This window comes from Variovorax sp. 10L421 (genome assembly GCF_056395365.1).
This window is the reverse complement of record NZ_JBFTJJ010000015.1, coordinates 68,756-83,192: the sequence shown is the minus strand read 5'-3', so window position 1 is coordinate 83,192 and position 14,437 is coordinate 68,756. Positions and strand designations below refer to the sequence as shown.

Annotated in this window: 13 protein-coding genes; 7 read left to right on the top strand and 6 right to left on the bottom strand. The window is 66.9% G+C overall.

What is annotated here, in order from left to right:
* Nucleotides 1–12: 12 nt before the first annotated feature.
* The 5 genes from AC1DFC_RS19340 to AC1DFC_RS19320 are packed head-to-tail and all read right to left on the bottom strand — an operon-like array spanning nucleotide 13 to nucleotide 4,649.
* Nucleotides 13–1,365: a TRAP transporter large permease gene (locus AC1DFC_RS19340; protein ID WP_007836432.1), complete on the bottom strand. Its 1,353-nt coding sequence runs from the start codon at nucleotides 1,363–1,365 to the stop codon at nucleotides 13–15.
* Nucleotides 1,356–1,850: a TRAP transporter small permease gene (locus AC1DFC_RS19335; RefSeq protein WP_007836430.1), complete on the bottom strand. Its 495-nt coding sequence runs from the start codon at nucleotides 1,848–1,850 to the stop codon at nucleotides 1,356–1,358. The genes AC1DFC_RS19340 and AC1DFC_RS19335 overlap by 10 nt, the downstream gene beginning before the upstream one ends.
* 57 nt (nucleotides 1,851–1,907) lie before the next feature.
* Nucleotides 1,908–2,900, bottom strand: a complete 993-nt coding sequence (locus tag AC1DFC_RS19330; protein ID WP_007836428.1) for a TRAP transporter substrate-binding protein — start codon at nucleotides 2,898–2,900, stop codon at nucleotides 1,908–1,910.
* A gap of 53 nt (nucleotides 2,901–2,953) precedes the next feature.
* Nucleotides 2,954–3,844 (bottom strand): SMP-30/gluconolactonase/LRE family protein, encoded by an 891-nt coding sequence (locus AC1DFC_RS19325; RefSeq protein WP_413332365.1) that lies wholly within the window; start codon nucleotides 3,842–3,844, stop codon nucleotides 2,954–2,956.
* Nucleotides 3,834–4,649, bottom strand: a complete 816-nt coding sequence (locus tag AC1DFC_RS19320; protein ID WP_478179814.1) for an NAD-dependent epimerase/dehydratase family protein — start codon at nucleotides 4,647–4,649, stop codon at nucleotides 3,834–3,836. Before AC1DFC_RS19320 ends, AC1DFC_RS19325 begins: the two co-directional genes overlap by 11 nt.
* A gap of 219 nt (nucleotides 4,650–4,868) precedes the next feature.
* Between AC1DFC_RS19320 and AC1DFC_RS19315 the strand changes: the two genes are divergently transcribed.
* The 6 genes from AC1DFC_RS19315 (at nucleotide 4,869) to AC1DFC_RS19290 (ending at nucleotide 11,402) form a co-directional block, all read left to right on the top strand.
* Complete coding sequence (locus tag AC1DFC_RS19315) at nucleotides 4,869–5,738, top strand: FadR/GntR family transcriptional regulator (RefSeq protein WP_478179813.1); 870 nt, start codon at nucleotides 4,869–4,871, stop codon at nucleotides 5,736–5,738.
* A gap of 111 nt (nucleotides 5,739–5,849) precedes the next feature.
* The gene (locus tag AC1DFC_RS19310) at nucleotides 5,850–6,851 is read left to right on the top strand and encodes a Bug family tripartite tricarboxylate transporter substrate binding protein (RefSeq protein WP_478179812.1); all 1,002 of its coding nucleotides are present in this window, start codon (nucleotides 5,850–5,852) and stop codon (nucleotides 6,849–6,851) included.
* A gap of 156 nt (nucleotides 6,852–7,007) precedes the next feature.
* Nucleotides 7,008–7,919 (top strand): 5-dehydro-4-deoxyglucarate dehydratase, encoded by a 912-nt coding sequence (gene kdgD, locus AC1DFC_RS19305; RefSeq protein ID WP_007836417.1) that lies wholly within the window; start codon nucleotides 7,008–7,010, stop codon nucleotides 7,917–7,919.
* 44 nt (nucleotides 7,920–7,963) lie between these two features.
* Nucleotides 7,964–8,413, top strand: a complete 450-nt coding sequence (locus AC1DFC_RS19300) for a nuclear transport factor 2 family protein (RefSeq protein WP_007836415.1) — start codon at nucleotides 7,964–7,966, stop codon at nucleotides 8,411–8,413.
* Between the two features lie 111 nt (nucleotides 8,414–8,524).
* Nucleotides 8,525–9,880, top strand: coding sequence for a glucarate dehydratase (gudD, locus tag AC1DFC_RS19295; RefSeq protein WP_413314439.1), 1,356 nt, complete (start codon nucleotides 8,525–8,527; stop codon nucleotides 9,878–9,880).
* A gap of 85 nt (nucleotides 9,881–9,965) precedes the next feature.
* On the top strand, nucleotides 9,966–11,402 hold the full coding sequence (locus tag AC1DFC_RS19290) for an aldehyde dehydrogenase family protein (protein WP_478179811.1): 1,437 nt from the start codon (nucleotides 9,966–9,968) through the stop codon (nucleotides 11,400–11,402).
* 305 nt (nucleotides 11,403–11,707) lie between these two features.
* On the opposite strand, the gene AC1DFC_RS19285 is transcribed toward AC1DFC_RS19290, so the two are convergent.
* A complete protein-coding gene (locus tag AC1DFC_RS19285; RefSeq protein ID WP_478179810.1) occupies nucleotides 11,708–13,261 on the bottom strand; it encodes an ABC transporter permease/substrate-binding protein in 1,554 nt (517 codons plus the stop codon).
* A 111-nt stretch (nucleotides 13,262–13,372) separates the two neighbouring features.
* Between AC1DFC_RS19285 and AC1DFC_RS19280 the strand changes: the two genes are divergently transcribed.
* Nucleotides 13,373–14,437: an ROK family protein gene (locus AC1DFC_RS19280; RefSeq protein ID WP_478179809.1), complete on the top strand. Its 1,065-nt coding sequence runs from the start codon at nucleotides 13,373–13,375 to the stop codon at nucleotides 14,435–14,437.

The window sequence follows — 14,437 nt, the reverse complement described above, 5'->3', positions numbered from 1 at the left end:
GACCTTTGTTGCTTACAGCACCTTGTGGCCGGTCAGCATCGTGGGCAGCCAGGTGGAGAAGGCCGGCACGTAGGTCACCAGGGTGATGGCGATGAAGATCGCCAGATAGTAGGGCCAGGCGGTTTTCGTCGCCTCCCCGATGGATATCTTGCCGATCGCGCAGCCGATGAACTGCACCGTGCCCACCGGCGGGTGCACCAGGCCCAGCGCGCAGTTCAGCAGCAGCATCATCCCGAACTGCACCGGGCCCACGCCCATCTGGATGGCCAGCGGCAGGAACAGCGGCGTCGTGATCAGGATGTGCGCCGCCATGTCCAGGAAGATGCCCAGGAAGATCTGGATGATGTTGATGTACAGCAGCATCAGCCAGGGACTGGAGGTCGCGGCCAGCAGCACGGTCTCGATGGCGTCCGGAATCTCCAGGTAGGCCATCTGGTAGCGCAGCATGTTCGACACGCCGATCAGCAACAGGATCACGCCGGTGGTCTTCGACGCCTTGGCCAGCGACTTGAAGAGCTTCTCGCGCGTCATCGTGCGGTAGGCCACCACCGTGAGCAGCAGCGAATACGTCACCGCGATGGCCGCCGCCTCGGTGGCCGTTGCCACGCCCTTCATCACGCACACCAGGATGATCACGATCACCATCAGGCCGGGAATCGCAGCCAGGAAGGTCTTGGCCACCATGCCCCAGCCGGGGAAGCGCTCGACCATCGTGCTGCCGTCGGTGCGCTTCGGGTAGCCATGCTTGGCGGCCTGCCAGTAGGCGGCCACCAGCATGCATACCATGATCCAGAACACCGGGATCAGCCCCGCGAACATCAGGTCGCCGATGGACACGCCCTTGATGATGTGCCCGTCGATGGTGCCCACCGCGGCCTGCGCTGCGAAGGCGTAGATGATCATGTTGTGCGAGGTCGGCATCAGCGCACCCGAGAGCGAGGCGTGCGTCGTCACGTTCACCGCATACGCCGCGCTGTAGCCCTCGCGCTTCATGATCGGGATCATCACGCCGCCCATGGCCGAGGTGTCGGCCACGGGGGAGCCGGAGACGCCGCCGAACAGCGTCGATGCCACCACGTTGGCCAGGCCCAGGCCGCCCTTCCAATGGCCGACGAGGCTGCGCGCGAAGGCGACGATCTTGTCGGCGATGCCGCCGTGCAGCATCAGTTCGCCCGAGAAGATGAAGAAAGGAATGGCCAGGAACGAGAACACGTTCATGCCCGACACCATCATCTGGATGGCGGTCTCGAACGGCAGGCCCTCGTAGGCAAAGGTGGCCAGGCAGCTCAGCCCGATGGCGAAGGCCACCGGCATGCCGAGCAGCAGGAAGAGCACGAAGCTCAGCGACAGCACTGTCAATGCCATGATGGAACGACCTTCTGGTCTGTGAACTGAGCCGCCAGGTGCTCGAGGGAGAAGAGGGTGATCAGCACCCCCGCAAAGAGAATCGGCACGTAGCGCACGGCCTCGGACATGCCCAGCGTGGGAATGGTCGACTCGCGTGTGGACACGGCCATCTCGGCACCGCCCGCGATCAATGCGATGGCGAAGCCGATGGTCAGCACATAGACAAGCGCCTTGCACCAGAACTGCGCCTTGGGCGGCAGTACCTTCACCAGCGAATCGAGGCCGATGTGGCCGGCGTCGCGCACGCCGGCGGAAGCGCCGAACATGGCGACCGAGATCACCAGCAGCAGCGCGACCTGCTCCACGTACGGCGGGGCGTCATTGAAGACGTAGCGCAGCACCACGCCGTAGACGACGACTGCGAGCAGGCCGACAAGGCACACGCAGGCGATGTACATCGCCCAGCGCGAAAGCCGTGCGTTCAGATGGGTCAGCAAATGCATTTGGAAGTCCTGCCTTGCCCCCTCCCTCCGAAAGGTGAGGGAGAGAAGCCGTGGGCGTCATTTCGTGTTGACGATTTCCTGCACCAGCGCCTTCAGCTCCGGCGTGGTGGCGAACTTGTCCCACACCGGCTTCTCGGCATCGACGAAGCCCTTGCGGTCGATGTCGGCGGCGGCCACGACTTTCGCGCCGCCCTTGATGACGGCCGCCTTGGCGTCCTTCTCGCGCGGCTCCCACAGCTTCACGTAGTAGGGCACCGAGTCCTTCGCGGCCTTGCGGATCGCGGCCTGTTCTTCCTTGCTCAGCGTGTCCCAGATCTTCTTGGAGAACACCAGCACTTCGGGCGTCATGACGTGCATGGTCTCGGAGTAGACCGGCGCGGCCTCGAAGTGCTTGGCTTCGTCGTACGAGGGGTAGTTGTTCTCGGCGGCGTCCACCAGGCCGGTCTTCAGGCCGGTGTAGACCTCGGCGATGGGCATCGGCGTGGGCGAGGCGCCGGTGGCGCTCACCAGGCTCACCATCAGGTCGGAGGGCTGCACGCGGATCTTCAGGCCCTTCATGTCGGCCACTGTCTTGATCGGCTTCTTGGCGTAGACCGAGCGCGCGCCGCTTTCATACATGCACAGGCCGATGAAGCCGGCCTTCTCGAACGCGGCCAGCACCTTGTCGCCGGTCGGTCCGTACATGGCCTTGCGGAAATGCTCGATGTCGCGGAACAGGAAGGGCAGCGACGGAATCACCGACTCCGGCACGATGCCGTGGAACGAGGCGCTGCTCACGCGCACCATGTCCAGCGCGCCGATCTTCACCTGCTCGACCGTGTCCTTCTCCGAGCCCAGCGAACTGTCGGCGAAGATCTTGATGTTGTCCTTGCCGCCCGTGGCCTTCGACAGCTCATCGCCCATGAACTTCACCGCCTGGTTGGTGGGAAAGTCCTTGGCGTGCACTTCGGCGGAGCGGAAGGTTCGTGCCATGGCGGCGTTCGATACCGTGAGGGCGACCAGGCCGATCGCGATCAGGCCCGACAGCTTCTTCATTTGTAGTGATTTCATTCTTGATAGCTCCTCGGTGGATGAAAAGAAAACGCAGTGGATGAACAACAGGGTCAGATGCCGAAAGCGGGCTCCGCGAGGCCCTTCGCACCGGGCCGCAGCGCGAACACGCCGCCGGCCAGCGGCTGGTCCGAAAGGTCGGTGCCGCCGGGACGGATGGAGGTGACGAAGAGGGTGTCGAGGTCCGGGCCGCCAAAGGCGCACATGGCGGGCTTCTTCACCGGTACTTCGAGCGAGCGGTCGAGCCGGCCGTCGGGCGTGAAGCGGTGCACCAGGCCAGCGTCGTTGCCGCAGATCCAGTAGCAGCCGTCGGTGTCCATGGCGGCGCCGTCGGGACGGCCGGGCAGGGGCCTCATGTCGATGAACAGGCGGCGGTTGGTGGGCGTGCCGGTGTCCGTGTCGTAGTCGAAGGCCCAGACGGCTTGTACGCTGGGGTGCGAGTCCGAGAGGTACATCGTGCGGCCGTCCGGGCTGAAGGCCAGGCCGTTGGGCACGATGAGATCGCCGAGGCGCTCAGCGGCGTTGTCGCTGCCCTTGCCGTAGCGGTAGAGGCGGCCGATGCGCGCGCCGGCCGCCATGTCGAGCAGCATCGTGCCGGCCCAGAAGCGGCCCTGTCGGTCGCAGCGGCCGTCGTTGAAGCGCATGGCCGGTGCCGCGTGCGCGACGGGGGCGAGCGGGCTGGCGGCCAACGTGCCATCGGCCTGCGGCTTCAGCGAGAACAGGCCGCTTTCCATGCCGGCGATCCATTCGCCGGGAACGTCGGCGCGCGGCGCGATGCAGGCGATCATTTCGTTCGCCGTCCATTGCGTGTGGCCTTCGCTCGCGTGCCAGCGGTTCAGTGTGCGCGCCGGAATGTCGACCCAGTACAGCGCCTGCTGCCCGGCATGCCACACCGGGCTTTCGCCGGTGCCGTTGCGCGCGTCGAGAACCAGTTCAGCTTGCATCGCCGAAGGGGCCTTGCGCGGTGAAGGCGCCGCCCTGGTAGATGGCGTTCGGGTCGGTGGGGGCGACAGGTGGTTGTGCTTCGACCTTGTCGCGAAACACCTCCGAGCTGTCTTGCGGCACGAAGCCCAGGTGCGCGGCCGCGCTGTTGTCCCACCACACGTCGCGATTGCTCGACATGCCGTAGACCACCGTGTGCTTCACGTCCGGCGTGAACAGCGACTTCGCGATCAGCGTCGTCAGGTCGCGATAGCTGAGCCAGGTGCTCATCATGCGGCGGTTGGCGGGCTCCGGGAACGAGGAGCCGATGCGGATGCTCACGGTCTCGATGCCCCAGCGGTCGAAGTAGAACTGCGCCACGTCCTCGCCGAAGGATTTCGACAGGCCGTAGTAGCCGTCGGGCCGGCGCACGGCGTGCGCGTCGATGTGTTCGCTCTGCTTGTAGAAGCCGATCACGTGGTTCGAACTCGCGAACACCACGCGCTTCACGCCGTGGCGGCGCGCCGCTTCGTAGACATTGAACACGCCCTTGATGTTGGCTTCGAGGATTTCCTCGAACGGGCGCTCCACCGACACGCCGCCCAGGTGGACGATGGCGTCGCAGCCTTCGACCAGCGCATGCACTGCCGCCTTGTCCGAGAGGTCGCAGGGCACGACTTCCTCGCTCGCGTCCACGGCTGGCGAAAGCGAAGCGATGTCCGACAGGCGCAGCGTGCCGGCAAAGGGCTTGAGCCGCTCGCGCAGCACCTTGCCGAGTCCGCCGGCCGCGCCGGTCAGGAGGAGGCGGTTCATCTTCTTGTCTGTCATCGTTGCGCGTCCATACATTCAGGAGTCATGGTTTCCGAGGGCCCGCCGTCACGGTGCTTTGCTGAAAGCGGCCGGTACGATGCCGACGGAGCAAAGTCAAAGGGCTGCATGTCGGTGCCGTGGAAGCCGAAAGCCGCAGGCGAAATGGCCGGCGGCGCCAGGAGATGTGAATCGAGTTATCTGTTGTCGTACAACTAGTTGGAGATTATCATCGTGGCCATGGCTCAGTCGACTGCGGGTAATCCCTTGGAATCACAAGCGCCAGCGGAAACGGCGTCTGCCGCTTCGGCTGCGGGAGTCGCTTTCGTGGGGCGCCCGCGCCAGCGCGCACGCGGCCTCGCGCATGGGCTGGTGGAAGACCTGGGCGAAAAAATCCGCAGCCAGTCGCTGCGCCCGGGCGACAAGCTGCCGACCGAGTCGGCCATCATGCAGGCTTATGGCGTGAGCCGCACCGTGGTGCGCGAGGCGCTGTCGAAGCTGCAGGCCGGCGGGCTGGTCGAGACGCTGCACGGCGTGGGCACCTTCGTGCTGCAGCCGCGGGCGGGCGGGGTGTTTCGCCTCGATCCCGGGGAGATTGCCGCATCGGTCGACGTGCTGGCCGTGCTGGAGCTGCGCATCAGCCTGGAGACCGAGTCGGCCGGCCTTGCTGCGAGCCGCCGCACCGACGAGCAGTTGGTTGCCATGCGCCAGGCGCTCGACGATTTCGAGCGCAACGTGGTCGTGGCGGGCGACACCGTGGGGCCGGACTTCCGCTTCCACCTGCAGATCGCCGAGTCGACCGGCAACCCCTATTTCGCGGACATCATGCGGCACCTGGGCACCACGCTCATTCCGCGTACGCGTATCAGCGCCATCCGCACGCACGAGGGTGGCGCGCCCTATCTGAACCGGGTCAACCGCGAGCACGAGGAGATCTACGCGGCCATCGCGCGGCGCGATCCCGAGTCGGCGCGCGCGGCCATGCGCATCCACCTGACCAACAGCCGCGAGCGGCTGCGCCTGGCGCAGGAGGCCGCGCAGCAGAAGGCGAAGGCCGATGCGGCCGCAGGCACGGCCGCGCCGTCGTCCGACGACACTCCCTCCAGCTGAATTTTTCTTGCCGGCCAGGCTGGACAAGTTGTTTTTCTGGTTGTACGATGACTGATAACTCGCTCGGGCACGGGCGAAGCCATGACGAACCATCGAACAACTGGAGGCAGCATGACCATCAACCGGCGCGGCGCACTCGGTGCCGCACTCGCCACCACCCTGGCCGCCAACCTGCCGCTGAGCGCCATCGCGCAGGGCGCGCAGCAGGGCGGGGGCGGCAACTGGCCCTCGAAGCCGATCCGCATCATCGTCCCGTACCCGCCGGGAGGCTCGTCCGACATCATTGCGCGGTCCATCAGCCAGCCGCTGTCGGAGGCGCTGGGCCAGTCGGTGATCATCGACAACAAGGCCGGCGCCAACGGCAACCTCGGCGCCGACCTGCTGGCCAAGGCACCGGCCGACGGCTACACGCTGATGCTGTGCGACCTCGGCGCGCTGGCCATCAGCCCGTCGCTGTATCCCAAGCTGCCTTTCGATCCGTCGAAGGACCTGCGCAGCGTTTCCATGCTGGCCTACTCGCCGCACCTGCTGGTGGTGCATCCCTCGGTGCAGGCGAACACGCTGAAGGAACTGGTCGAGCTCTCGAAGAAAAGCGATCTCAACTTCGCCGTGACCGCCAGCGGCAGCACCGCGCACCTGGCCGGCATCGAGCTGCAGCGCAAGGTCGGCGCCAAGTGGGAATACGTGCCCTACAAGGGCGGCGTGCAGGCGGTGCTCGACACCGTGTCGGGCCAGACGCAGGTGCTGATGAACGGCATGCTCGCCACCTATCCACAGGTGCAGTCCGGCAAGCTCAAGCTGATCGCCGTGTCGAAAGCCACGCGCATGCCGCTGATCGGCAGCGTGCCGACCATCGCGGAGCAGGGCGTCCCCGGCTACGAGTCGGGCACCTGGCAGGGCGTTGTCGCGGCGCGCGGCGTGCCCGACGCGGTGATCGCCCGGCTCAACAAGGAACTGGTGCGCATCATCCGCACGCCCGACATCCGCGCGCGCCTCGCGGGGCAGGGCGCAGAGGTCGTGACCATGGCCGCGCCCGAGCAGGACCAGTTCTTCGCCAAGGAGCGCGCGCGCTGGGCGCAAGTCATCAAAGAGGCCAACGTCAGGCTCGACTAGTCATGTCTGCCCCCCGGCTCTTCACTCGCTTCGCTCCGTGTAATTCGCCACCCCCCGAGGGTGGGGCGCGGCCCGCCTTGGGGCGACCTGGCGGCAGCCGCATCGCCGCCCTTTGAATCTTCTTCATTTTTCAAAAACTTCACTGGACTCTTCCCGATGAACCCGCAAGAACTCAAGACCATCATGGGCTCCGGCCTGCTCTCGTTTCCGCTGACCGACTTCGACAGCAACGGCGACTTCAACAAGAAGGGCTACGTCGAGCGCCTCGAATGGCTCGCTCCCTACGGCGCGAGCGCTCTGTTCGCGGCCGGCGGCACGGGCGAGTTCTTCTCGCTGACTGGCGACGAGTACCCCGGCATCATCCAGACGGCTGTCGACACCTGCCGCGGCGTGGTGCCGATCATTGCCGGCGCCGGCGGCCCCACGCGCTTCGCCATCCAGTGCGCGCAAGCCGCCGAGAAGGCTGGCGCGCACGGCATCCTGCTGCTGCCGCACTACCTCACCGAAGCCGGCCAGGAAGGCCTGGCCGCGCACGTCGAGGCCGTGTGCAAGAGCGTGAAGTTCGGCGTGATCGTCTACAACCGCGCCACCAGCCGCCTGAAACCCGACACGCTCGCCGGCCTGGCCGAGCGCAACCCGAATCTCGTCGGCTTCAAGGACGGCATCGGCGACATCGAGGCCATGGTCGCCATCTACCAGAAGATGGGCGACCGCTTCGCCTACCTGGGCGGCCTGCCTACGGCCGAGGTCTATGCCGCTGCCTACAAGGCAATGGGCACGCCGGTGTATTCGTCGGCCGTCTTCAACTTCATTCCGAAGACCGCCATGGACTTCTACAAGGCCGTGGCCGCCGACGACCTGCCGACGCAGCACCGCCTGCTGAAGAACTTCTTCATGCCGTACCTCGAACTGCGCAACCGCACGCCGGGCTATGCCGTGAGCATCGTGAAGGCCGGCGCCAAGATCGTCGGCCACGACGCGGGCCCCGTGCGAGCGCCGCTCACCGACCTGAAGCCCGCCGAGATGGAACAGCTCAAGGCGCTGATCGACGCGCTCGGCCCGCAGTAAGCCGGCAAGCCGTCGAACACGAACAACAACACGGAGACAAGGCAATGTTCCTCAAGAAGCTCTTCCTGATTGCCGCCGCGGCGGCCGCGTTCTCAGGGTGCTCGATGATGCCGGCGGGCAATGCGGCATCGGCCTCGCCCGAAGTGGCAGCCGCCGCCGAGCGCCTGCGCATTGCGATGATCGATCCGACCGCCGCCGCGCTCGGTGCACTGGTGGCCGACGACCTGAGCTATGGCCACTCGAGCGGCAAGGTCGACACCAAGGCCAGCTTCATCGGCGACCTGGTGGACGGCAAGTCGGACTTCGTGGCCATCACGATCACCGACCAGACCATCAAGGTGGTCGACGGCCAGACTGCCATCGTGCGCCACACGCTCGCGGCCGACACCAACGATTCGGGCAAGCCAGGCAAGGTGGCGCTGAAGATCCTCGGCGTCTGGCAGAAGCAGGGCGGAAGCTGGAAGCTGCTCGCCCGCCAGGCCGTGAGGATCTAATGCTCCCCAGGCTTCGCGCACACCCTTGCCGGAGCAACACCAGCGGCCCCGGCAGAGCCGGTCCCGCGGTGTTTCCCGAGGGGGTCGGCATGGTTTTGGATTGATTCGAAAATGACATCTTCAGATTCCACTTCTCCCGTCACCGGTGCCCCCGTCGTCACCGGCATGCGCGTGATTCCCGTCGCGGGCCACGACAGCATGCTGATGAACCTCAGCGGCGCGCACGGTCCGTTCTTCACGCGCAACCTGCTGATCCTGACCGACAGCGCCGGCCACACCGGCGTCGGCGAAGTGCCGGGCGGCGAGAAGATCCGCCAGACGCTCGAAGACGCGCGCGGCCTCATCGTCGGCCAGCCCATCGGCCGCCACAACGCCGTGCTCAACAGCATGCGCAGCGCCTTCGCCAACCGCGACAGCGGCGGCCGCGGCCTGCAGACCTTCGACCTGCGCGTGACCATCCATGCAGTGACGGCCGTCGAAGCGGCGTTGCTCGACCTGCTCGGTCAGCATCTCGAAGTGCCCGTGGCGGCCCTGCTCGGCGAAGGCCAGCAGCGCGACGCGGTGCAGATGCTCGGCTACCTCTTCTATGTGGGCGACCGCAACAAGACCGACCTGCCGTACGAAAGCGACCCCGGCGCCGACAACGACTGGTTCCGCCTGCGCCATGAAGAAGCCATGACGCCCGAGGCCATCGTGCGCCTCGCCGAGGCCACGCATGCGCGCTATGGTTTCACCGATTTCAAGCTCAAGGGCGGCGTGCTGCGCGGCGAGGAAGAAGTCGAGGCCATCCGCGCGCTGCACGAGCGCTTTCCGCAGGCGCGCGTCACGCTCGACCCGAACGGCGGCTGGCTGCTCGCCGACGCGATTCGCCTGTGCCGCGACCTGCACGGCGTGATGGCCTATGCCGAAGACCCGTGCGGCGCCGAAGGCGTGTTCTCGGGCCGCGAGGTGATGGCCGAGTTCCGCCGCGCCACCGGCCTGCCGACCGCCACCAACATGGTGGCCACCGACTGGCGCGAGATGGTGCACAGCCTGTCGCTGCAGTCGGTCGACATTCCGCTGGCCGATCCGCACTTCTGGACCCTGCAGGGCTCCGTGCGCGTGGCGCAGCTGTGCCAGGCCTGGGGCCTGACCTGGGGCTCGCATTCGAACAACCACTTCGACGTGTCGCTCGCCATGTTCACGCACGTGGCGGCCGCGGCGCCGGGCAAGGTCACCGCGATCGACACGCACTGGATCTGGCAGGACGGCCAGCACCTGACGAAAGAGCCGCTGCAGATCGAAGGCGGCTTCGTGAAGGTGCCCACGCGCGGCGGCTTGGGCGTGGAACTCGACATGGATGAAGTCGAGAAGGCGCACCAGCTCTACCTGAAGCACGGCCTGGGCGCGCGCAACGACGCGCAGGCGATGCAATACTTGATTCCGGGATGGACTTTCGACAACAAAAAACCTTGCATGGTCCGTTGAAGGTTTAGTCCCCCGTTTCCATTTCCGCAGCCGGACACACAGTGCTCCGGCTTCTTTCTTTCCATCGAGCAGCAAGGAACCCCTCATGCAAAACTTCGACAACCTGATCGGCGGCGAATGGCGTGCCGGCGCAAGCTACAGCCCCAACGTCAACCCCAGCAACCTGTCCGACGTGCTCGGCCAGTACACGCAGGGCGACGCGTCGCACGTCGAGGCCGCCGTGGCTGCCGCCACCGCCGCCTTCCCGGCCTGGGCTACGGGCAGCATCCAGGCGCGCTCCGATGCGCTCGACAAGATCGGTACCGAAATCCTCGCGCGCAAGGAAGAACTCGGCACGCTGCTGGCCCGTGAAGAAGGCAAAACCCGCGCCGAAGGCATCGGCGAAGCCACGCGCGCGGGCCAGATCTTCAAGTTCTTCGCCGGCGAATGCCTGCGCCTGTCGGGCGAGGTGCTGCCTTCGGTGCGGCCCAACATCGGCGTGGAGATCACGCGCGAGCCGGTCGGCGTGGTCGGCCTCATCACGCCGTGGAACTTCCCCATCGCCATCCCGGCCTGGAAGATCGCGCCTGCGCTCGCTTTCGGCAACTGCGTGGTCCTGAAGCCTGCCGACCTCGTGCCTGGCTGCGCCTGGGCGCTGGCCGAGATCATCAGCCGCTCGGGCATCCCGGCCGGCGTGTTCAACCTCGTGATGGGCCGCGGCAGCGTGATCGGCAACGCGCTGGTCAACCACCCCGGCATCCATGCGATCAGCTTCACGGGCTCGGTCGGCGTGGGCCGCAACATCGCCGTGCAGTGCGTCACCAACCACAAGAAGGTGCAGCTCGAAATGGGCGGCAAGAACCCGCAGGTGATCCTGGACGACGCCGACCTCGCGCAGGCCGTGGAGCTCAGCGTGCAAAGCGCGTTCTATTCCACCGGCCAGCGCTGCACCGCGTCGAGCCGCCTCATCGTGACCGAAGGCATCTACCCCAAGTTCATCGAGGCGATGAAGGCGCGCATGGCCAAGATCAAGGTCGGCGATGCGCTCGCGCAGGGCACCGACATCGGCCCCGTCTCGTCCAAGTCGCAGCTCGACCAGGACATGGAATACGTTGCCATCGGCAAGGGCGAGGGCGCCACGCTGGCTGCCGGCGGCGAGCTGCTGAAGCTGGAGACCGACGGCTACTACATGTCGCCCGCGCTCTTCAGCGAATCGGCCGCGGCCATGCGCATCAACAAGGAAGAGATCTTCGGGCCGGTCGCGAGCGTGATCCGCGTGAAGAACTACGAAGAGGCGCTGGCAACGGCCAACGACACAGAGTTCGGCCTCTCGGCGGGCATTGCGACCACGAGCCTGAAGTACGCCACGCACTTCAAGCGCCACAGCCAGGCGGGCATGGTGATGGTCAACCTGCCGACGGCTGGCGTCGACTACCACGTGCCGTTCGGCGGCCGCAAGGGTTCGAGCTATGGTCCGCGCGAGCAGGGCAAGTATGCGCAGGAGTTCTTCACCACTGTGAAGACGGCTTACACACTGGCCTGATCCTTTGGTCGTGGGTGGCTCTGGGCACGCTGTCGTGTTCGGGGTGCGCTCACGCCGACGGGTACTCTGCTCCGCGAATGTCCCCCGGCCTTTGGCCTCCTCCTTTATTTCGCTGCGCAGAGCACCCCGCCAGCGTGATTGATCAGAGCACTGGTTGATCAGCCAGCACAACGGCAGCGTCCATTGTGCGAAGGGCACCGGGTGGCTCCCGCAGCAAAATAAAGGAGGAGCCGAAGGCGGGGGACATTCGCGGAGGGAGCCACCCGGTGCCCTTCGCACACACCCCGAAAGAAAGCCCCCCGAATTCAGGAAGGTGGCGAAGACGGCGGCACACGACGCCGCCGCCGCATCAAGTACTCCACGAGTTCGAACAGGCCCTCGCTCAGCAACGCCAGCGCAGCCGCCGGCAATGCGCCCGCAACGAGCAGTTCGCGGTCGTTGAGCGCCAGCCCCGTCACGATGCGCTCGCCGAAGCCGCCCGCACCGATGAAGGCCGCGATGGTCGCCGTGCCGATGGCGATCGAGGTCGCGGTGCGCACGCCCGCCAGCAGCGTGGGCAGTGCCAGCGGCAGCAGCACCAGCCGAAGGCTCTGCGGCGGCGTCATGCCGAGTGCGGTGCCGGCCATCCGCAGGCCGTTGGGCACCTCGGCCAGGCCCGTCACCGTGTTGCGCATGATCGGCAGCAGCGAATAGAGCGTCAGCGCGATCAGCGCGGGCAGCGCGCCGATGGCGCCCAGCATCGAGATCAGCACGGCCAGCAGCGCCAGCGACGGCACTGTCTGCAGCAGGCTCGCGAAACCCAGCACCACCGCGCGCAGCCGCACATGCGCAAACACCAGGATCGCCAGCGGCACGCCGATGAGAATCGCGACGCCGACCGACACCGCCACCAACAGCAGATGCTGCCGCGCGAGCTTCCACAGGTCCGGCCCGAACAGCTTGGCCATGAAGCCGCGCCGCGCTTCCTGCGGCTGCGCCTTCGCGCCCTTGCCCGTGCTCGCGAGGAAGTCGCGCGCGATGGTGTCGAAGGGCACGCTCTGCAGCTCGGCCCGCGCATTCATCGCGATCATCGCGCGCTCGTCGACGCGGCCTTCGAGCGTCTTCAACGCGGCCCAGGCCAGCGGCAGCCGCGTGGGCAGGTCGAGCTTGTAGAGCACCACCGCGTCGTAGCGCGGAAAGTATTTCCTGTCGTCTTCCAGCACGCGCAGGCCGAGGTGGTCGATCTTGGCGTCGGTGGTGTAGATGTCGATCACGTCGATCTGCTTCGCGGCCACCGCGTCGTAGGCCAACCCGTGGTCGAGCCCGGTGGGCATCTGCGTGAAGCCGTAGCGCCCGGCCAGGCCCTTCCAGCCGTCCGCGCGGCCGATGAATTCGTTCGACAGGCCGAACTTCAGCTCGGGGTGCTTCGCCAGGTCGCTCAGCGTGCGCAGGCCCAGCCGCTCGGCGTCGGCGGCGCGCACCGCGAGCGCATAGCCGTCGTTGAAGCCCAGCGGAATGGCCACGCCCAGGCCCATCGGCGCGAGCGCCGCGTTCATGGCCTCGCGCGTGTCCGCCGGCGAGCCCTTGAGGATCTCGAGCGCGATGGTGCCGGTGTATTCGGCGTACAGGTCGATGGCGCCCGAGCGCAGCGCCTCGTACACGATGGCCGTGTTGCCCAGGCCTTGCCGCACGACGGGCGGCGAGGCGGTGTGCGGTGCGGCCGTCTGCGCCAGCAGTTCGGCCAGGATGTACGACTCGGTGAAGCGCTTGGAGCCCACGCGCAGCGTCTCGTCCGCGGCTCGTGCGGGGGCCGGCGCGACGGCAAGCCATGCGAGGGCGTACAGCAGGGCGGCGCGCCAGAAACAGCGGGGCAGATGCATCCGGGCCAGTGTATAGACATCGTTCCGTTTGGCGCACCCGCCGCTCTCCTACACGCCGTGGTGCGCGGTGCCGATGGGGCGGGCCGCTGATCGGGCCCACAGTCGGTTGCCATGAAGACCCGCTCCACGAAGAACGAACACCCCGGCCCCGACGTCCACGGCCTGCGCGAGCTGCCGGGCGTGCAGGTCGACGGCTACAGCCTGCAGCTGCGCGACAAGGACGGTTTCGTCGGCGACCAGGCCAGCCAGACGGCCTTTCGCGACCTGCTCGAACGCTGGCGCAAGCGCCGCCGCAGGAAGGGAAAGGACCCGCTGGGCGGCTTGCATTCGCGCGACCTCGGCAAGGGGGAACTCGACCGCGCGCTGCAGGGAGGAAAGGCGTCCGAGGCCTCCGATGTGATGCATGGCGCCATCGAGGAGTTCGCGCAGGAGCTGGCCCTGGTGATCCAGCGCTTCATGCGCCAGCCCTCGTGGCGGAAGGTGCAGCGCATCGTGGTCGGCGGCGGCTTTTCCGAGAGCGACGTGGGCGAGCGCGCCATCCTGCAGACTGGGGCCATCCTCGAGGAGATGGGCCTGCACGTGCAGATCGGCCGCCTCTCGCACGACGTGGACGACGGCGGACTGATCGGCTGGGCGCACCTTGTGCCGCGCGCCATGCTGAAGAAGCACGACGCGATCCTCGCGGTGGACATCGGCGGCACCAACGTGCGCTGCGGCATCGTGAAGACACGCCACCGCAAGGCGCGCGACTTCTCGCTCGCGAAGGTGGTGCGGCGCGAGAAGTGGCGCCATGCGGACGAAGGGCCCGACCGCGGCGGCATGGTCGAGCACATCGCCGACATGCTGGAAGACATGGTGCGCTACAGCGAGCGCAGGAAGATCCGGCTCGCGCCCTTCGTCGGCATTGGTTGCCCGGGCCTGATTCGGCCGGACGGTTTCATCGCGCGCGGCGCGCAGAACCTGCCCGGCGACTGGGACAGCCACGCCTTCCACCTGCCGAGCCAGCTGTGGCAGCGCATGCCGATGCTGGGCTCGGGCCCGACGCTGGTGCCGATGCACAACGACGCGGTGGTGCAGGGCCTGAGCGAACTGCCCTTCATGCGCGACGTGCGGCACTGGGGCGTGCTGACCATCGGCACGGGGCTGGGCAACGCGAGCTTTACCAACAGGGCTTGA